At 73.3% G+C, this 18148-nt stretch carries 19 protein-coding genes; 5 read left to right on the top strand and 14 right to left on the bottom strand.

The window, feature by feature from the left end; genetic code table 11:
- Window positions 1–2: 2 nt before the first annotated feature.
- The 9 genes from AB0D49_RS30620 to AB0D49_RS30580 all read right to left on the bottom strand — a co-directional run bounded on the left by AB0D49_RS30620 (window position 3) and on the right by AB0D49_RS30580 (window position 9170).
- Window positions 3–1064 (bottom strand): 2-aminoethylphosphonate ABC transporter substrate-binding protein, encoded by a 1062-nt coding sequence (locus AB0D49_RS30620; protein WP_362763482.1) that lies wholly within the window; start codon window positions 1062–1064, stop codon window positions 3–5.
- Between the two features lie 134 nt (window positions 1065–1198).
- Window positions 1199–1996 (bottom strand): ABC transporter permease subunit, encoded by a 798-nt coding sequence (locus AB0D49_RS30615; RefSeq protein ID WP_362763479.1) that lies wholly within the window; start codon window positions 1994–1996, stop codon window positions 1199–1201.
- Window positions 1983–2981, bottom strand: a complete 999-nt coding sequence (locus AB0D49_RS30610; RefSeq protein ID WP_362763476.1) for a 2-aminoethylphosphonate ABC transporter permease subunit — start codon at window positions 2979–2981, stop codon at window positions 1983–1985. Before AB0D49_RS30610 ends, AB0D49_RS30615 begins: the two co-directional genes overlap by 14 nt.
- On the bottom strand, window positions 2971–4023 hold the full coding sequence (locus AB0D49_RS30605) for an ABC transporter ATP-binding protein (protein ID WP_362763473.1): 1053 nt from the start codon (window positions 4021–4023) through the stop codon (window positions 2971–2973). The genes AB0D49_RS30610 and AB0D49_RS30605 overlap by 11 nt, the downstream gene beginning before the upstream one ends.
- Window positions 4023–4814, bottom strand: coding sequence for a phosphonatase-like hydrolase (locus AB0D49_RS30600; RefSeq protein ID WP_362763471.1), 792 nt, complete (start codon window positions 4812–4814; stop codon window positions 4023–4025). Before AB0D49_RS30600 ends, AB0D49_RS30605 begins: the two co-directional genes overlap by 1 nt.
- 7 nt (window positions 4815–4821) lie before the next feature.
- Window positions 4822–5946, bottom strand: coding sequence for a TIGR03364 family FAD-dependent oxidoreductase (locus AB0D49_RS30595; protein WP_362763468.1), 1125 nt, complete (start codon window positions 5944–5946; stop codon window positions 4822–4824).
- A gap of 145 nt (window positions 5947–6091) precedes the next feature.
- Window positions 6092–6847, bottom strand: a complete 756-nt coding sequence (locus AB0D49_RS30590; RefSeq protein WP_362763465.1) for a GntR family transcriptional regulator — start codon at window positions 6845–6847, stop codon at window positions 6092–6094.
- A 73-nt stretch (window positions 6848–6920) separates the two neighbouring features.
- The gene (locus AB0D49_RS30585) at window positions 6921–7718 is read right to left on the bottom strand and encodes a hypothetical protein (protein WP_362763462.1); all 798 of its coding nucleotides are present in this window, start codon (window positions 7716–7718) and stop codon (window positions 6921–6923) included.
- A gap of 330 nt (window positions 7719–8048) precedes the next feature.
- Window positions 8049–9170: an ROK family transcriptional regulator gene (locus AB0D49_RS30580; protein ID WP_362763552.1), complete on the bottom strand. Its 1122-nt coding sequence runs from the start codon at window positions 9168–9170 to the stop codon at window positions 8049–8051.
- A 75-nt stretch (window positions 9171–9245) separates the two neighbouring features.
- Here AB0D49_RS30580 and AB0D49_RS30575 point away from each other — a divergent pair, with 75 nt between their 5' ends.
- From AB0D49_RS30575 to AB0D49_RS30565, 3 genes are all read left to right on the top strand, one after another.
- A complete protein-coding gene (locus AB0D49_RS30575; protein WP_362763459.1) occupies window positions 9246–10340 on the top strand; it encodes a Gfo/Idh/MocA family oxidoreductase in 1095 nt (364 codons plus the stop codon).
- A complete protein-coding gene (locus AB0D49_RS30570; RefSeq protein WP_362763456.1) occupies window positions 10337–10846 on the top strand; it encodes a heme-degrading domain-containing protein in 510 nt (169 codons plus the stop codon). Before AB0D49_RS30575 ends, AB0D49_RS30570 begins: the two co-directional genes overlap by 4 nt.
- An 85-nt stretch (window positions 10847–10931) precedes the next feature.
- Window positions 10932–11804 carry a TIGR03620 family F420-dependent LLM class oxidoreductase gene (locus AB0D49_RS30565; RefSeq protein WP_362763453.1) on the top strand — a complete coding sequence of 291 codons (873 nt, stop codon included), beginning with the start codon at window positions 10932–10934 and terminating at the stop codon, window positions 11802–11804.
- Window positions 11805–11869: 65 nt separating this feature from the next.
- Here the strand turns inward: AB0D49_RS30565 and AB0D49_RS30560 are convergent, their stop codons facing one another.
- The 4 genes from AB0D49_RS30560 to AB0D49_RS30545 form a co-directional block, all read right to left on the bottom strand.
- Window positions 11870–12727: a fumarylacetoacetate hydrolase family protein gene (locus tag AB0D49_RS30560; protein ID WP_362763450.1), complete on the bottom strand. Its 858-nt coding sequence runs from the start codon at window positions 12725–12727 to the stop codon at window positions 11870–11872.
- Window positions 12728–12860: 133 nt separating this feature from the next.
- Complete coding sequence (locus tag AB0D49_RS30555) at window positions 12861–13580, bottom strand: YidC/Oxa1 family membrane protein insertase (RefSeq protein WP_362763448.1); 720 nt, start codon at window positions 13578–13580, stop codon at window positions 12861–12863.
- Window positions 13581–13684: 104 nt separating this feature from the next.
- Complete coding sequence (locus AB0D49_RS30550; RefSeq protein WP_362763445.1) at window positions 13685–14071, bottom strand: DUF6412 domain-containing protein; 387 nt, start codon at window positions 14069–14071, stop codon at window positions 13685–13687.
- 94 nt (window positions 14072–14165) lie between these two features.
- Window positions 14166–14696: a helix-turn-helix domain-containing protein gene (locus AB0D49_RS30545; RefSeq protein ID WP_362763443.1), complete on the bottom strand. Its 531-nt coding sequence runs from the start codon at window positions 14694–14696 to the stop codon at window positions 14166–14168.
- A gap of 69 nt (window positions 14697–14765) precedes the next feature.
- On the opposite strand from AB0D49_RS30545, the gene AB0D49_RS30540 reads away from it, so the two are divergent.
- Window positions 14766–16154 (top strand): MFS transporter, encoded by a 1389-nt coding sequence (locus AB0D49_RS30540; RefSeq protein ID WP_362763440.1) that lies wholly within the window; start codon window positions 14766–14768, stop codon window positions 16152–16154.
- Window positions 16155–16179: 25 nt separating this feature from the next.
- Here the strand turns inward: AB0D49_RS30540 and AB0D49_RS30535 are convergent, their stop codons facing one another.
- Entirely contained in the window at window positions 16180–16944 is a 765-nt protein-coding gene (locus AB0D49_RS30535) for a class E sortase (RefSeq protein ID WP_362763437.1), read from the bottom strand.
- Window positions 16945–17106: 162 nt separating this feature from the next.
- Between AB0D49_RS30535 and AB0D49_RS30530 the strand changes: the two genes are divergently transcribed.
- Window positions 17107–18126: an SEC-C domain-containing protein gene (locus AB0D49_RS30530; protein ID WP_362763436.1), complete on the top strand. Its 1020-nt coding sequence runs from the start codon at window positions 17107–17109 to the stop codon at window positions 18124–18126.
- Window positions 18127–18148 lie beyond the last annotated feature (22 nt).

The following is an 18148-nucleotide window of genomic DNA, read 5'->3' as shown; positions in this document are numbered from 1 at the left end:
GGTCAGCTGCCGGTCGCCGACCTCCAGGCGTCGACGTACTTCGTCAGGTTCCGGTCGATGTCGTTCCAGTCGGGCTCGAAGATCTCGACCCCGTCCATCAGCGTGGTCAGGGCGATGGCGGTCTCGTCGGTGGCCTTGATGTCCTGGCGGGCGCTGAAGCCGCCGCCTATCTCGCTCACCTGCTGCTGGGCCTTGGCGCTGAGCAGATAGTCGAGGAGCTTCTTGCCGTTGTCGGAGTGCGGGGCGTCGGTGACCAGGCCCGCCGCGTAGGGCAGCGCGAAGGTGGTGGGCGTGCCGCCCTCGCGGGCCGGGAACCAGATGCCGATGTTGGGCATGGTCCGGGACTGGGCGTAGCTCATCTGGACGTCGCCGTTGGCGATGTGCAGTTCGCCCTTGTCGACCTTGGGGCCGAGCTTGCCGGTGGAGGCGGACGGGCCGACGTTGTTGGCCTGGAGCCTGCCGAGGTACTCCATGGCGGGCTGCTCACCGCCGAAGTCGTGCAGGGCCTTGATGACGACGGCGGTGCCGTCCCCGGCGACTCCGGGGGTGGAGTACTGGAGCTTGCCCCGGTAGTCGCTGTCGAGGAGCTGTTCCCAGGTGGTGGGGGGCTGGGGCAGCTCCTTCTTGTTGTAGATGAAGCCGAAGTAGTTGTTGACGACGGAGGTCCAGGTGCCGTTGGCGGCCTTGTCGGCGCCGCCGACCTGGTCGGCTCCGGCGGGGGTGTACTTCTGGAGCAGTCCCTTGCCGTCGGCCTGCTGGATGAAGGGGGGCAGGGTCACCAGGACGTCGGCCTGGACGTTGTTCTTCTCCCGGACGGCACGCTGCACCACCTCGCCGGAGCCGCCCTCGACATAGGCGACCTTGATGCCGGTGTCCTTCTCGAAGTCCTTGAAGACCTGGTCGTACCAGCCGTCGCCGGTCTCGCCCTTGAGGCCGTCGGCGCTGTAGACGGTGACGACATCGGCGTCGGAGGCGGCCGAGCCGCCGCCGCAGGCGGTGAGGGTGGCGGCGAGGGTGAGCGCGCCGAGGACGGCGGCGAGCGGCTTGCGGTGCGAAGTGGGCATGGCGAGGGGAACTCCTTGCGCGAAACGTGCTGAACGGGGGTGTGGGCCAGCGGTAGGCGGACGCGGGAGGCGGGCTGAACAGGGGTGTGGGCTAGCGGTACGCGGCGCGGGTGCGCACGCGCGAAACGTGTGGGCTAGCGGTACGCCGCGCGGGTGCGGACGCGGGAGACGGCGAGCAGGACCAGCAGGGTCGCCGTCATCAGGACCACGGCGACGGCGGAGCCGGTGAACAGCGCGCCGCGGTCGGTGGCCGCGTAGATCAGGACCGGAAGCGGGGTCCAGTCGGGCGGGTAGAGCATCATCGTGGCGCTCAGCTCGCCCATGGACAGGGCGAAGCAGAGCCCGGCGGCGGCGGTCAGGGAGGGCAGCAGCAGGGGGAGCCTGACCCGCCACAGCACATACGCGGGCCGGGCGCCGAGCGACGCGGCGGCCTGGGCGTAGGCCGGGTCGAGGCGGCTGAGGGCGGCGGACACGGACTGGTGGGCGAAGGCGGTGACCAGGACGGCGTGAGCGGTGACGACGATCCAGCGGGTGCCGTTGAGGAGGAACGGCGGCTGGGAGAACGCCACCAGGATCGCCAGGCCGACGACCACCGACGGCACGGCGACCGGCAGCACGAACAGGGCGTCCACGATCCGCCGGAGGCGGGGTGGGAGGGCGTGCGCGGCGAGCGCGGCCCAGGTGCCCGCGGCCAGCGCCAGCAGGCTCGCGGTGAGCGCGGTGAGCAGGCTGGTGGTGAGCGCCTGGAGCGCCTCGCCCCGGGTCGCGGCGCGGTAGTGGGCGAAGGTGAGGTCCGAGGGCAGGGCGCTGGACCAGTGGGTCGCGAAGGACGCGCCGAGCACCACCAGCAGGGGCAGCGCGAACAGCGGCACGAACAGCAGGAAGAAGAGGGTCCACACGGCCCAGCGGGCCCGTCTGCTAGGCACCAGCACGGCGGCTCACCACCCGGTAGAGGCCGTAGAGACCCACGGAGATCAGGACGTTGACGACGGCGACGACACAGGCGCCCGGGTAGTCGGACTCCAGGATCGCCTTGCCATAGACGAGGGTCGGCAGGGTCGTGACGCCCTTGGCTCCGGTGAACAGGACGATGCCGAACTCATTGAGGCAGAGCACCAGGACGAGGCTGCCGCCCGCCGCGAGCGCCGGGAGCGCCTCGGGCAGGATCACCTGGCGGACGATCCTCGGGGCGCGGGCGCCCAGCGAGCCGGCCACCTCGATCTGGGCCGTGTCCAGTTGGGAGAACGCGGCGAGCAGCGGCCGTACGACGAACGGGGTGAAGTAGGTGATCTCCGCGAGGAGGACGCCCCAGGGGGTGGTGAGGAACTGGAACGGGCCCTCGGCGGTACCGGTGACGTCCGTCCACAGGCCGTTGGCCATGCCGACGGAGCCGTAGATGAACAGCAGGGCGAGGGTGATCAGGAAGGACGGGAAGGCGAGGAAGACATCGATGAACTTGGCGACCGCGCGGGCGCCGGGGAACGGGACGAACGCGATGATCAGGGCGAGGACGAAGCCGAGGACGAGACAGCCGGCGGTGGCGGCGACGGCGATCCAGACGGTGTTCCACAGGGCGTCGCGGAAGACGGCGGAGGTGAGGACGTCGGTGTAGGGCGTCAGGGAGGTGCCGCCGGTGTCGGGCTGGAAGGACTGCCGGACGACCAGGGCGAGGGGGTAGAGGAAGACGAGGGTGAGGAGGGCGACGGGGGGTGTTGCCCAGAGGGCGGCGGTGGGGAGGCGGGGGGTCCGGGCGGGGGCGGCCCGCAGCGCCGGTTCAGTGGGTGTAGGCGCGCGCCCCGGTGCCGGTTCCGTGGTCGTCGGCGCCTGCTCCGGTGCCCGGTCGGTGGTCGTCGGCGCCTGCACCGGTGCCCGTTCAGTGGTCATCGGCGCCCGCCCCGACGCCGGTTCACTGGTCATCGGCGCCCGCTCCCGCCGGGAGCAGCACCGCGTCGTCCGGTGCGAAGTGCAGGGCGACCTGGTCGCCGAGGGCGGGCGGGTCCCGCAGTTCCCGTACGTCCGCCATCACCCGGTGCCCGTCGACCTCGACGTACAGCCGGTGGGTGGAGCCGCGCCACTGGATCTCCCGTACCGTCCCGGCGACCCGGTTGGGTCCCTCGCCGAGGCCGACGAGGTGGGGGCGGACGCACAGGGTGGCGCGCGCGCCGGACGCGGCCGGGCCGGTGGTGACCTTCAGTTCCGTACCACCGAAGGTCACCCCGCCCTCGGTGACCGTCACCGGCAGCAGATTGGCGGTGCCGACGAAGCCCGCCGTGAAGGTGTCGGCGGGGGCCCGGTACAGCTCGCGCGGGGTGCCGCAGGAGCGCAGCCGGGCCTTGTCCATGACCGCGATCCGGTCGGCGAGGGTGAGTGCTTCGACCTGGTCGTGGGTGACGTAGAGGATCGTCACGTCGGGCAGTTCGCGGTGCAGCCGGGCCAGTTCGGCGAGCATCCCGGAGCGCAGTTGCGCGTCCAGCGCGGACAGCGGCTCGTCCAGCAGGAGGACGTCCGGGCGGATGGCCAGGGCGCGGGCGATGGCGACCCGCTGCTGCTGTCCGCCGGACAGCTCACGCGGGTGGCGCCGGGCGTAGGCGGCCATGCCGGTCAGTTCCAGCGCCTCGGCGACCCGGGTGCGGATCTCCGTCCTGGGGGTGCGCCGGGCCTTCAGTCCGAACGCCACGTTGTCGGCGACCCGCAGATGCGGGAAGAGCGCGTACTGCTGGACGACCATCCCGATGCCCCGCCGGTACGGCGGCAGGTCCGTGACGTCCCGGTCGCCGAGGAACACCCGCCCGGAGACCGGCCGGACGAATCCGGCGACCGCCCGCAGCGCGGTGGTCTTGCCGGAGCCGGACGGTCCGAGCAGGGCCATCACCTCGCCGGGGGCGACGGTGAGGTCCAGGGAGTCCAGGACGACCTGCCCGTCGTAGGCGACCGTGACCTGGTCGAAGCGGATGCCCATCAGCCGGTGCCCTCCCGTGCCGGGCCGCAGAGCAGGTCCGGGAGCGCGGCGACCGAGGGCAGGACATGTCCGGCTCCGGCGGCGCGCAGCGCGTCCTCGCCGTGCGCGCCGGTCAGCACCCCGGCGACGAGTCCGGCGCCGGCCCGGACCCCGCTGGTCATGTCGTACGCGGTGTCGCCGACGACCGCGGTCTGCTGGACGGCGTCGGCGGCCCGGGTGCGCAGGAACGCCTCCAGGACCATGTCCGGGTACGGGCGTCCGCGTCCGCCCGCGTCGGCGGGGCACAGGGTGAGCGGCACCAGGTCCTGCCAGCCGAGCGCGGCCAGGATGGCGTCCTGGGTGACCCGGGCGAACCCGGTGGTCAGGACGACGGCGCAGCCCCGGGAGCAGAGTTCCTCGATGGCTTCACGGGCGCCGGGGACGGGGGCGATCAGACCGCCGTCGACGAGTTCGCCGTACGCCGTCTCGAAGGCGGTGTTGGCGCGCTGGGCGCGGGGTTCGGTGCCGAAGAGATGGCGGAAGACGGAGATCTTGGACTCGCCCATGGTGGCGCGGACGTAGGCGAGCTGGTCGGTGTGCTCGGAGCTGCCGGGGGTGACGCCGAGTGCGGTGGCGGCGTGCGCGAAGGCGCGCTCTACCAGGCCGTCGTCGGCGACGGTGGTGCCGGCCATGTCGAGGACGACTAGGCGGATGTCGGCGGGGGGCGTGGGGGTTTCGGGGGACTCGGAGATCTCGGGGGTCTCGGAGATCTCGGGGGACTTGGAGATCTCGGGGGACTTGGGGGTTGTCATGTGAGGGTCACCAGCCCAGTTCGTCGGCGGTCGTCTCGGCCATCGCGGGGGCGCAGGTCATGCCGCGTCCGCCGGGTCCGGTCACCAGCCAGACCCCGTCGCGCACCCGCTGGCGGTGCACCACCGCGCCCGGGTCGGTGCACTGCGCGTACACCCCGGCCCAGCGGCGGCGGATTCTCGGCAGCGGGCGGCCGAGGACGGTCTCGGCGACGGCGGCGAGGTGGTCGTAGGGGTCCTCGACCGTGTCGAAGGCGAACGGGTGCGCGTACTCATGCGTGTCGCCGATGGTGAGCGAGCCGTCGGCGCGCTGGACCATCAGCAGTTGCATACGGTGTTCCGCGGCCGTCGGCGGCTGCGGCTGACCGGCGTTCAGCTCGTCCAGGGCGGGCGAGGCGTAGGCCGGGTAGTAGCGGAAGCTGTCGGCGTCGGCGACCGAGGTGGTCAGCGGGGTGTCCAGCGGGTCGGTCTGCATCATCTGGAGCCGGACGCGGCGGACCGGCAGCTCGGGTCCGGCGAGTTCACGGACGAGTCCGCCGAGCCAGGCGCCGGTGCACAGTACGACCGTGTCGCCGTGGTGGACGTCCCCGTGGTCGTCGCGGACCGCGCGGTCGCCGATCACCTCACGGACCTCGCGGCCCGGCAGGAAGGTGTAACGGGGGGACCTGCGCAGCTCGGCGCGGAGGGCGAGCTGGGCGGTGCGGGGTTCGACGGCCGCGTCGCGCTCGCAGTACAGGGCGGCGTCGAAGGTGCCGCCCAGGGCGGGGTTGAGGGCGCGGGCCTCGTCCGGGGTGAGCAGCTTGTAGCCGCGGGCGGCGGCGTCCGGGCGGGCCACGGCCGCCTCGGCGACAGCGCGTTCGCGGGCCCCGGTGACCAGGGTCAGGGAGCCGTTGGGGCGGAAGCCCAGGGCCGGGGTCCGGGCCCCGATCTCCGCCCACAGCTCCCGGGCGCGCAGCGCGGTCTCCAGCTCCGGTCCGGAGGCACGGCCGCCCACCCAGACCAGTCCGAAGTTGCGCAGCGAGGCGCCGCGCGCCTCCGCCTCACGTTCGATCTGTACGACCTCGTGGCCGCGTTCCACTGCGTGCCAGGCGTGCAGAGTGCCCAGCACTCCGGCGCCTACGACTATCACTCTCACGGCGGCAACGCTCCTCGCGCTCGGGTAACCGGGAAGGTCCGGCTGACAACGAGAGAGTGAACGAGCCATCAAGTTTGGGCTAGACCCGTTATTGTTTCGTGACTATTGGGGGGTGGCTGGAATGTGTGCCTACCGGTGGGCCGGGTCAGCCCTTCAGATGGGCCGTGAAGGAGAAGCGGTCGCCTCGGTACAGGGAGCGCACCCGCTCCAGCGGGCGGCCGTCGGTGTCCCGGGAGACCCGGTGGATCAGCAGCATCGGCAGGCCCGGGGGCGTCCCGACGAGCAGCGCCTCACGCGGGGTGGCGAGGACGGTCTCCAGCCGTTCGTCGGCGTCGCCGAAGCCGATGCCCTGGGCGTGGAGGTAGGCGTAGAAGGACGAGTCCGGCTCGAAATCGATGTCCAGGCGCGGCACTCGGGCGACGGCGATGTACGTGCTCTCCAGGCCGACCCGGTCGTCGTCGGCCAGCAGCACCCGCTCCAGATGCCAGACCGGTTCGCCCCGGGTGAGGCCGGTCTCGGCGGCGAGCGCCTGCGGGCAGGGGAAGCGGTCGAGGGTGACCAGATGACGGCCGGGGGTACGGCCCTGGCGGCGGACGCCCTCGGTGTAGCTGGCCAGCGACAGCGGCTGCGCCAGCTTGGGTCCGGCGACCACCGTGCCCCGGCCCTGGCGGCGCAGCTTGCCCTCCAGGAGCAGTTCGCGCAGCGCCTGCCGGACGGTCTCGCGGGCCACGTCGTAGCGTTCGGAGAGATCGCGCTCGGTGGGGAGCGCGTCGCCCTCGCCGAGTTCCTCCACGAGCCGGTCGAGCCGCGCCTTGACCGCGTAGTACTTCGGGATGCGGCCGTGCTCCGGGATGCCGTGGCGGACGGGCGCGCCGGGGGCCTGGTCGTTCGGGTAGTCCACCTGGGGATCGTGCCATGCGGGGCGCGCGGTGCTGGGGCGGGCCTGCCTCTTCCCGTCGTCCCCCGCGGACGCTCTAGCGGCGCCTGCGGGCCAGCAGCAGGGCGGTGCCGGTGGCCACCAGGGCGACGGCGAGGGCGAGGACCTGGCTCGGGGAGCCTAGGCCGGTGCGGGCGAGTTCGTCGGCGAGGGTGGTCGGGGTGCTCTTCGGCTCGGGGGTCGCGGGGGTGGGTCCGGTGGTTGGCTCGGTGGAGGGCGCGGGTCCGGCGCCGTCCTGGGGGCGTCCCGCCGGCTCCGCCGGCTCTTTCGGCTCTGTCGCGCTCAGCACGCGGAAGCGGTAGGCGTTCGACTCCCCCACCCAGTCGCTGTCGTCGCCGTGCCGCTGGACGACGGCCGCGGTCGCCGTGATGGCGTTGGGCACGGCGTCGGCCGCGACCGACAGCCGTACCTTCACCCGGGTCGTACGGCCCGCCCCGATCGTGAACCCCGGGAAGGCGCCCGCCTCGAAGGGGGCGACGATCTCCGCCTCGTCGGTCGTCTCGAACCGCACGGGGTGCGGGTGCCGCCCCTCGTAGAACTCCAGCCGGGGCTGGGCCGCCGTCAGTCTGCGGTCCTGGTCGACGAGGACCACCACCGGGTGGATGCCGGAGCAGGTCTGGCCGGTGGTGTTGGTGACGTCGACGTACCAGGTGCCGAAGCCGCCCCCGGCGGTGTAGGCGTCCGGGCCGCCGTGGATACGGGTGGTGAGGGGGAAGCCGTGCGCGCCGGAGTCGCCGCAGACGGGGGCCGGGGCGGCGTGGGCGGAGGGGGAAGAGAGGGGGGACAGCAGGGCGGCGGTGAGGAGACTGAGGGCGGCAGGGGTGACCGGTCGCATGAGCACATGACATGACGGCCGGGGGACGGGGGCGGCGGCTGCCACGCCGCGGGGGCGGCGGACTCCGCCCGATCGGCCGATACTCGGGGCCCCGCACGCGGCCCTTCAGGCGTGGCTCTCGCTGCGCGGCGCTCTCTACGTGGCTCTCCGTACGCGGCTCCCTATGGACGGCTCTCCGTACGCGGCCCTCTATGGACGGTCCTCCGTACGCGGCTCTCTATGCGTGGCCCTCAATACGCCGCCCTCTATGGACGGCTCTCCGTACGCGGTCCTCCATGGACGGCCCTCCGTACGCGGCCCCCTGCACCACGTCCCTCCCTGCCCGGCCCCCTACACGTGGCGGCCGAACAGGGGTCCCAGGAGGAGTTCCGCGGCGCCCTGCGCGATGGTGTGGTCGTCGGCGGCGGCCAGGCGTACCGGGACCGTCGGGTCCGTGCGGCTCTCGCGGTGGGCTCGGGCGTCCAGGACGGTGGAGACGCCGTCGATGAAGGTGCCGGCCGCGGCGGTGATCGTCCGGCCGCCCAGCAGGATCAGGTCGATGTCCAGCAGGGCCACCAGGTTGGCCGCGCCCGCGCCGAGCACCCGGGCCGCCTCCGCCAGGTCGCCGCGGGCCACCGCCGCCAGGCAGAGCGCCTCGATACAGCCTCGGTCGCCGCAGGTGCAGGGCGGTCCGTCGAGCTGGACGACCTGATGGCCGAACTCCCCGGCGCCGGTGCGCGCGCCCCGGTGCACGGTCCCGCCGATGACCAGGCCCGCGCCGAGCCCCGTACCGAGGTGGAGGTAGGCGAAGGAGCGGGCGGTGCCGTGGGCGGCGAGGCGCAGGGCCGCCGCGTTGGTGTCCTTGTCGACCACGACGGGGACGCCGAGCCGGTCGGTGAGGGCGGCGCGCAGCGGGTAGCGGTCCCATTCGGGGAAGCCGGTGACGCGGTGCAGCACGCCCCGGGTGTGGTCCAGCGGTCCGGGGAGGGCGACCCCGGCGCCGATCAGCGCCCGTCCCCCGGGGGTCAGTTCCCGTACCGCCTCGCCTACCGCCCTGACCACCGCGTCGGCGCCCGCGCCCAGGTCCACCGGGCGGGAGGTCTCCCCGGCCAGGGTCCCGGTGAGGTCGACGAGGACCGCCCGCAGCGCGTCCCGGTCGAGGTGGACCCCGACGGCGTGTCCCGCGTCGGGGACCAGCCGCAGCACCGTCCGCGGTTTGCCGCCGGTGGAGCGGCGGTGACCGGCCTCGACCGCGAGACCGTCCGCGCGCAGCCGGGCGGTGATCTTACTGACGGCCTGCGGGGTGAGGCCGGTCCGTTCGGCGAGCTTGATCCGGGTCATGCCGTCGTCGCCGGACGCCCGGAGCAGGTCGAGGACGAGGGCGGTGTTGTGGCTGCGCAGGGCGGGGAGGTTGACCCCGCCGCCGAGGGTCCGTCCGTCGCCCGTCACGCCCGCGCCCCTGCCGGTCATCATCGTCCCGCTGTCGTCCACGGGGCCCATTCTCTCCCGAGCTTGCACTTTGGCAACAGCGTTGCCAAAGTGGGCGCCATGACTGGTACGCCTGATACGCCCGGAACCCCGTTGCGCGTCGGCCTCGTCGGCTACGGACTCGCGGGCTCCGTCTTCCACGCCCCGCTGATCGCGGCGACCGGGGGGCTGGCCCTGGACACGGTGGTCACCTCCAGCCCGGAGCGGCAGGAGCAGGCCCGCGCCGCGTTCCCGGACGTCCGGACCCTCCCGACCGTGGACGAGCTGTTCGGCCGCGCCGACGAGCTGGATCTGATCGTGCTGGCCTCCCCCAACCGCACCCATGTGCCGCTGGCCACGGCCGCGCTGAAGGCGGGCCTCCCGGTGGTCGTGGACAAGCCGATCGCCGGTACGGCGGCCGAGGCGCGCGAGCTGGCCGCGCTGGCGGACGCACAGGGCCTGCTGCTGTCCGTCTTCCAGAACCGGCGCTGGGACAACGACTTCCTCACCCTGCGCAAGCTGCTCGCCGACGGTGAGCTGGGCGAGGTCTGGCGGTTCGAGTCCCGCTTCGAGCGCTGGCGGCCCCAGCTGAAGGGCGGCTGGCGGGAGTCCGGCGACCCGGCGGAGATCGGCGGCCTGCTCTACGACCTCGGCAGTCATGTCGTCGACCAGGCCCTGGTCCTGTTCGGCCCGGTCGCCTCGGTGTACGCGGAGACGGACGTCCGGCGCCCCGGCGCCCGCACCGACGACGACACCTTCCTGGCCCTCACCCACACCGGCGGCGTCCGCTCCCATCTGTATGTCTCGGCGGCGACGGCCCAGCTCGGCCCGCGCTTCAGGGTGCTGGGCTCGTCGGCCGGCTATGTGAAGTACGGCCTCGATCCGCAGGAGGCGGCGCTGCGGGAGGGGCTGCGGCCCGGCGGCGCGGACGAGCCCTGGGGCGTGGAGCCGCACGAGCTGTGGGGCCGGGTCGGCTCCGGGGAGTCCCCGCTGACCGGCGGCGGCCGTCCCGAACCCACTCTCCCGGGCGACTATCCCGCCTACTACGCCGCCGTCGCCGCCGCCCTGCGCGACGGTGCCCCCAACCCGGTGACCGCGCTGGAGGCCGCCGCCGCCCTCGACGTCCTGGAGGCGGCCCGGCGTTCGGCCCGAGACGGATCGACGGTGACCCTGTGAACGCCACCCCGCGCGAGACGCCCGAGCTGACGCCCCCGCTCTCCGAACTGGAGGCGCAGGAACGGCGCCTGGTCTTCCGTACCTTCACCGCGGACGACGCCTGGGCGCTGGGCTCGCTGCTGGTGGAGATGGCCCGGGAGCGGCAGGCTCCGGTCGCCGTCGACATCCACCGCGCCGGTCAGCAGCTCTTCCACGCCGCGCTGCCGGGCGCGACCGCCGACAACGACGCCTGGATCGCCCGCAAGCGGCGGGTGGTGGAGCGGTACGGGTCGGCGTCGTACCTGGTGGGCGCGCGGTGCCGGGCCAAGGGCACGACGTTCGAGGAGTCGTCCCGGCTGGACCCGGACCGGTACGCGGCGCATGGCGGCTCCTTCCCGATCACCGTGGCGGACGTCGGGGTGATCGGGGCGGTGACGGTCTCCGGGCTGCCGCAGCTGGACGACCACCGTTTCGTGGTGGCGGCCCTGGAGCGCTTCCTGGGCGAGGGCGACCCGTCGGCGGAATGACCCGGACCCCGCCCCCGGTTGGCACCGGTCAGAACGCGGGAGACATCCCGGTGACCGCACTGCCCCACCGGAGGGACCGGAACCGATGAGCGAGACCCCCTTGAAGCAACGCCTCGGACGGTACGGCGTCTGGAGCGGGAGTTTCCGCGCCGAGGACGCCGGCGGACAGGCCGGGCTCGACGAGTCGGCCGCCGAACTGGAGGAACTCGGCTTCGGCACGCTCTGGGTGGGCGGCAACACCTCGGTCGCCGTGGCGGCGCCGCTGATCCGGGCGACCAGCAGGCTCACCGTCGGCACCAGTGTGCAGAACATCTGGCTGGAGGGCCCCACCGAGACCGCCGCCGCCTTCGCCGCGCTGGACGCCACCCACCCCGGCCGCCTGCTGCTGGGCCTCGGGGTGGGCCACGCACAGATGGAGAAGCGCTACCACCGCCCGTACTCGGCGCTGGTCGACTATCTGGACGCCCTGGACACGGACGGCTTCCCGGCCGGGCGCCGCCTGCTGGCCGCGCTGGGCCCGCGCACCCTGCGGCTGGCCGGGCAGCGGGCGGCGGGCGCGATCCCGTACCTGGTCACCCCGGAACACACCGCGTACGCCCGGGACATCCTCGGCCCCGGGCCGCTGCTGGCGCCCGAGGTGGGGGTGGTCCTGAGCGCGGACCCGGCCGAGGCCCGCGCGCTGGCCAGGGCCCGGCTGGACATGTACCTCTCGCTGCCCAACTACACCGGCAACTTCCTCCGCCATGGCTTCACCGAGGACGATCTGACGGACGGCGGCAGCGACCGGCTGGTCGACGCCCTGTTCGCATGGGGCGACGAGAGCCGGGTCCGCGCCCGCCTGGACGCCTTCCACCAGGCGGGCGCGGACCATCTGGCGCTCCAGGTGATCGACGCCGACGAACAGGGCACGGGGCTGCCGCGGCGGGCGTGGCGCGACCTGGCGGCGCTGCTGGGGTAGGGGCGGCGGCGGAAGCGCGCCGGGCGGGGCGGCGGCGGAAGCGCGCCGGCCCGCCAGGGCGTGTCCTACGCGTCCCGCAGTTCCTGCCGCTGCCGCCCCAGCCCGGCGATCTCCAGCTCCACCACATCCCCCGCCCGCAGATACGGCTTGGGGTCGGGATGCCCGAGGGCGACCCCCGCGGGCGTCCCGGTGTTGATGACATCACCGGGGTACAGCGTCATGAAGTGGCTGAGATAGCGGACGACCTCGGCGACCGGGAAGATCTGGTCGGCCGTCGTGCCGTTCTGCTTCAGCGCCCCGTTGACCCACAGCCGCAGCGCGAGATCCTGCGGGTCGGGCACCTCGTCGGCGGTCACCAGCCAGGGCCCCAGCGGGTTGAACGTCTCGCAGTTCTTCCCCTTGTCCCAGGTGCCGCCGCGCTCGATCTGGAACTCCCGCTCGGACACGTCGTGCGCCACCGCGTACCCGGCGACATGTGCGAGCGCCTCCTCGGCGGACTCCAGATAGCGGGCGGTACGTCCGATGACCACGGCCAGTTCGACCTCCCAGTCGGTCTTCACCGACCGGCGCGGCACCAGGACCGTGTCGTACGGGCCGACCACCGTGTCCGGCGCCTTGAAGAACAGCACGGGTTCGCCGGGCGGCTCGGCGCCGGTCTCCCGGGCGTGGTCGTGGTAGTTCAGCCCGATACAGGCGATCTTGCCGATCCGGGCCAGCGGCGGTCCGACGCGCAGCCCGTCCGCGTCCAGCACCGGCAGGTCACCGGCGGTGGCGGCGGCCCGGACCCGGCCGAGCGCGGCCTCGTCGGCGAGCAGCGCCCCGTCGATGTCCGGCACCACGGCCGACAGATCCCGCAGCACCCCGCCGGCGTCGAGCAGCGCGGGCCGCTCCGCTCCGGCCGGTCCGACTCGCAGCAGCTTCATGGTTCCCGTCTCCTTCGATCGCGAGCACTCCGCCGATGTGTGCGGTCATCGGAGGACTGGTCGATCCTCCAAGGTCACCTCCGGCTCCGCAATACCCGGTTCACCCCCTGGACCGTACGGCCGGGCCGCCCCCTCACCGGTACAGCACCGCCCGTTCGACGACCGCCCAGGTGGTGCTGGTGACGACGTACAGAGCGGCGGCCAGTGGGACGACGGCGACGGTGACCAGGGTGAAGAAGGACATGAACGGCACCACCTTGTTCATCGTGGCGAGCCCCGGCAGCGGCTGGTCCCCGGGGCCGGTCAGGGCGAGCGGCTGCTGCGCGGCCATCGTCCGCCGGGTGCGCGTGTACCCGACCGTGGCGACCGCGGCCACCAGGACGAACAGTCCGGCGTACACCAGCCCCGCCGCGCCGAACGGGCCGTCCGCCGCCAGCGCGTCGAGCCAGCGGTCGCCGAGCGGGGCGGCGCCGAGCTGGTGCCCGAGCAGTTCATTGGGCTCGCCGCCGATGGTGCGGCTGGAGAAGAGGTGGTAGAGCAGGAAGAAGGCGGGCAGTTGGAACAGCACGGGCAGGCATCCCGCCAGCGGGGACACCTTTTCCTTGGTGTGCAGGTCCAGGACGGCCCGCTGGAGCCGCTCGGGGTTGCGGTGGTGCTTCTTGCGCAACTCGGCGATCTGCGGCTGGAGTCGCTGCCGTGCCCGCTGACCGCGCGCGGCGGCCCGGGACAGCGGCAGCACCAGCAGCCGTACGGCCATGGTGAACAGCACGATCGCGGCGGCTGCGGCGGACGCCGCGAACAGGGGGGTCAGCAGGTCGGCGAGGTGCTCGACCAGGGTGGCGAAGACGGACATGGGTGAGCCCTCCGGGGGTCTCGTCGTGCCGGAAGTGCCGTGCGGACACGGCGGACGGACGGCATGACGACCCGCGCGGGGTCACCGCAGAAGGAGGGGCTGCCCTACGCGACGGTCGCCGGGAGGGCGTGCCCCGGTGCTCTGGGGCGGGTTCTGCCCCGGGCGTCGGGATCGCGCTGGGGCAGGAAGGCCGTACGGCGTCTGCGGTCCCGGATCGCCGTACGCACCCGGGTGGGTGGGACGGCGGGCGCGCTGCGGGCGGCGACGAGGGCGGCGAGCATGAGCGCGGCCCCGGCGGCGGCGGTCGCGGCGAGCGCGACGGTGAGGTAGAGCCCGCTGGTCCCGGGCGCGGCCCCGAAGGGGACAAGGAAGGCGAGGGCGGTGAGGGCGGCGAGGAGCGGGTGAAGGTGAAGGTGACGGTGACGGCGCTGGAGCCGCGCGGCGGTGCACCCGCCCGTGAGGCGACGTGTGGTGAGCCCGATACCGATCACTGTCCCTGCCCCTCCCTTCCGCCGCTCCCTGGCCGACCCTGCCGACCTGGCCGAACTCTACTGACCCCTCCGCCCCTTACTACTTCCCGGCCGGTCAGCGCCCCGGCCCGGTCTCAATGGGCTCCAGCAACCGCCTGGGCTTGAGCAGGACGCGGCTGACCGCGTCCGCCGGATCGGGGTCGAGACCCGGCCCCGGCACCATCTCAACGTCGGGCACGGGCACGATGGTTCCGCAGACCGGGCATTCGCCGTACGAACCGATCTCGGCACCGCACCCGGAGTGCAGGAAGCGGCGCAGGGCGGGCTGGTCGTAGTGGTCGACGCCCCAGCGGCCGAGGGAGCGGACGACCGGCCACAGCGCGAGACCGCGCTCGGTGAGGACGTACTCGTCCCGGGGCGGCGACTGCTGGTAGCGGCGTTTCTCCAGGATGCCCTCGGCGGTCAGGGCCTGGAGCCGGGCGGCGAGCACGGCGCGCGGGATGCCGAGGTGGACGAGGAAGTCGTTGTAGCGCCGGACGCCGTAGAGGGCGTCGCGGATCACCAGCAGGGTCCAGCGTTCGCCGACGGCCTCCAGAGCGCGGGCGATCGTGCACTGCTGGGTGGCGTAGTCCTTGCCGAGTGCCATGCGCTCCACTGTAATCACTTTCCCCGCCGTTGGTTCAATGACCGAACCAAGAGATGCTACGGTGCCGCCATGCACAGGTTCAGTGAACGAACCCAGGAAGCGGCGGCTCCGGAGCCCACGGCCGCCACCGCCCCGGAACGGGCGCCCACCCCGAACCCCCGCGCCACCCTCGCGCTGACCAGCGCCGCCACCGCCGTGGCGCTGATGACGTACACCGCGCCGATGGTGACCCTCGCCGACACGGCCGCCGCGCTGCACACCGCGCCCGCCGCCCAGGCGTGGCTGCTGAACGGCACCCCGCTGGGGCTCGCGGCCCTGCTCCTGGTGTCCGGCACCCTCGCCGACGACTACGGCCGACGCCGGATCTTCCTGCTGGGCACCCTCGCACTCGGCCTCACCACGGCCCTGGGCGCGCTCACCACCACGACCGTGCAGTTCACCCTGGCCAGGGTGGCGCAGGGCGCGGCGAGCGCGGCGCTGCTGGCGAGCGCGCTGGGCCTGATCGTGCACGCTTTCCCCGACATACGCGGCCGGGTGCGGGCGACGGGCGTATGGGGCGCCTTCGTGAGCGGCGGCATCGCGCTGGGCCCCCTGCTGAGCGGCGCCCTGCCCACCTGGCGCTGGGTGTACGTGGTGCTGGGCGCGGCGGCGCTGGTGGTGACGGTGCTGGGGGCCCGTACGCTCACCGAGTCCCGTTCGCCACGGGGCGCGCGCCCCGATCTGCTGGGGGCGGTCACCTTCGGACTGGCGCTGGTGGCGCTGGTCGCGGCGCTGACCCTGGGCCGGGACGGCTGGCTGCGGGCGCCCGTGGGGTGGCTGCTGCTGGCGGCGGTGGTGCTGGTCGGGGTCTTCGGGTGGGTGGAGCGCCGGGTGCGGGCGCCGATGATCGACCTCGCGCTGCTGCGCCGCCCGCGGTTCCTGGCGTCCTCGGCGGGCGGACTGTTCACCGGCCTCGCGGTGATCGGGCTGTTCAGCTTTCTGCCGACGGTGCTGCAACGCTCCCTGGGACTCTCCCCGCTGGCGACGGCGTGGCTGTTCCTGCTGTGGTCGGGCCTGTCGTTCGCGGTCGCCCTCCAGGCCCGGCACCTCACGGGCCGGGTCTCCCCCCGCCACCAGCTCACTCTGGGTTTCACCCTGCACCTGGTGGGCGTGTTGACCATGCTGGGCGCGCTGGACGCGGGTTCCTGGCAGCGGCTGCTGCCCGGCCTGGTCCTCGGCGGCATCGGCAGCGGGCTGCTCAACGCGGCGCTGCCACTGCTCGCGGTGGAGTCGGTCCCGGCGACCCGGGTGGCGATGGGCTCGGGCGCACAGCAGACGTTCCGCTACGTCGGCTCCTGCGCGGGCGTGGCCCTGACCATCGCCCTCGCGACGACACCGGGCGGCGGGATGGACACGGCCCTGCTGGTGTCGGCGGGACTGGCGGGGATCGGGGCGGTGGGAGTGACGCTGGCACGATGAGGACGACGAGGACGGGATCGCGGGCTCACCGTGGCCGCATGGAGACGAGCTTCCCCCACACGATCAGCCGGTACGCGGAGCTGTACTCGGGGGTGCAGGTGGTGAGCGTGAGGTAGTACCCCGGTTCGCGGTACCCGGCACCGGGACGCACCGCGCTGCGCGGCACGGGCCCGACGACCCCCACATCGCCGGGCGAGGTCCGGTCGAGCGTCTGATCGACACGGTAGACGTAGACGGCGGTGCCGGTCTCGACGACGACTTCGTCCCCGGCCCGCAACCGGTCGACGTACCGGAAGGGCTCGCCATGGGTGTTGCGATGCCCGGCGACCGCGAAGTTCCCGGCCTGACCGGGTTCCTGCGTCCCGGGATAGTGCCCGGCGTACCCCTTGTTGAGAACGCCGGCCTTGCCGACCCCACGCGCGACGGGGACACGGAGATCGAGCCGGGGGATGGTGAGGATGGCGTAGGGCCGGGGCGAGTCGGCGGACACGGAAGGCCGGGAGGCAGACGGCGAACGCGGAGCCGAAGAAGAAGACGAAGACGAAGGGGTATGGAGCCCCGAAGGAAACTGACTCGGTTCCCCCCATTCCTCCTCAAGCCGCTCGACACTCCGCTCGGCGTCGCGCTGGGCCCGCAGATTGGTCCACCACAGCTGATGGACGACGAGCAGAAGCAGCACGACCCCGAGGGTGACAAGCCCCTCGGCAAGCCCCCACAGCCCACGCCGCCACCAGCGCCGAAAGCGCGATGACCGGCTACGACGGAACCACTCCGGACCGTACGCACGCATGGACCGACCTCCCCGAGGCTGGACGGAGCCGCCCGCACGATAGGCGGGTACGCCGCAGCCCACCAGAGCCATGCGGCTGCGCCGCCGACCGGAATGCCCGGGAGGCCGGAGATCCCGGACCTTGGCCACCCCGTGTCACCCCTCGGCAGTACGGTGTCACCCATGCGCCCCGACACGCCTGCCGAGAACGTCGACCACCCCGCCGAGGCGGCCCGCCTGGAGCGAACCGCCGGTCTGTACCCGGAGGACGCCGAGGCCCTGCTGCTGCGGGCCGCCGCACACCGCGAGCTGTCCGGAGACCGCCCCGCGGCGACCGCGCTCTACGACCGTCTGCTCTCCACCGACCTCCCGTTGGACGCCCCGCACCTGGTCCGCGCCCTGAAGGCGTCGAACCTGTGGGAGTACGGCCATGAGGCGGAGGCCAGAGCGATCATCGAGGGCCTACGGGCGGCGGCGCCGAGGGACGCGGCGGCGTGGGTGATCGTCGCGGAGTCGCTGGAGTCGCACGACGAACTGGAGGCGGCGCAGGACGCCTTCACCCAGGGCGCGCGGCTGCTGGTGGGCGACGCGGAGAAGCCCCCGGCGGCCTCGCACCCGCTCCTCTTCGGCCGGCACCGGGTACGCCGCATGCTGGGGCTGCCGCACGACGACTGGGACATCCAGGCGGACACCCTGCACTCGATGCCGATCTCCCTGGACGAGCTGCACGACCCGAAGCGGATCTGGTCCCTCGGCTCGGACAACCCGGCGGAACTGGCCGCCGAGATCACCCGCCTCCGCGCCGAACTGGGCGCCTACCGCGAGGCCCTGTCCCGCCCGTACCCGGTGGCGATCCTGCACTGGCCGGCCACGGAACTCACGGAACTCCTCACGGCGTACCCGACCCTGACCACGGAATACCCCTCCCACGCCGAACACCTCGCGACCATAGAGTCCTCCCTCCGCGAACTCGCCGCCTCCGGCACACCCAACCTGGGCATCGTCACGGGCACGGTCCCGTCGTACGAAGCCTTCGCCGCCTCGGAATCCACGTCCCCGTCCGACCCGTCCCTCCTCCCCCAGTACGCGACGACCTTGGCGGCACGGGGGAGAGCGGAGGGGTGGCCACCGGAGGTGGGGGTGGGGTGTTGGTGCGGGTCGGGGAGGAGTTATGGGGAGTGTCACGGCACCACGGCTCACTGACGACGGACCCGCACCGCCCATC

The organism is Streptomyces sp. NPDC048290, from assembly GCF_040652095.1.
Classification (GTDB): Bacteria; Actinomycetota; Actinomycetes; order Streptomycetales; family Streptomycetaceae; genus Streptomyces.
The sequence above is the reverse complement of the archived record's forward strand: the minus strand, read 5'-3'. Positions and strand labels throughout refer to the sequence as shown.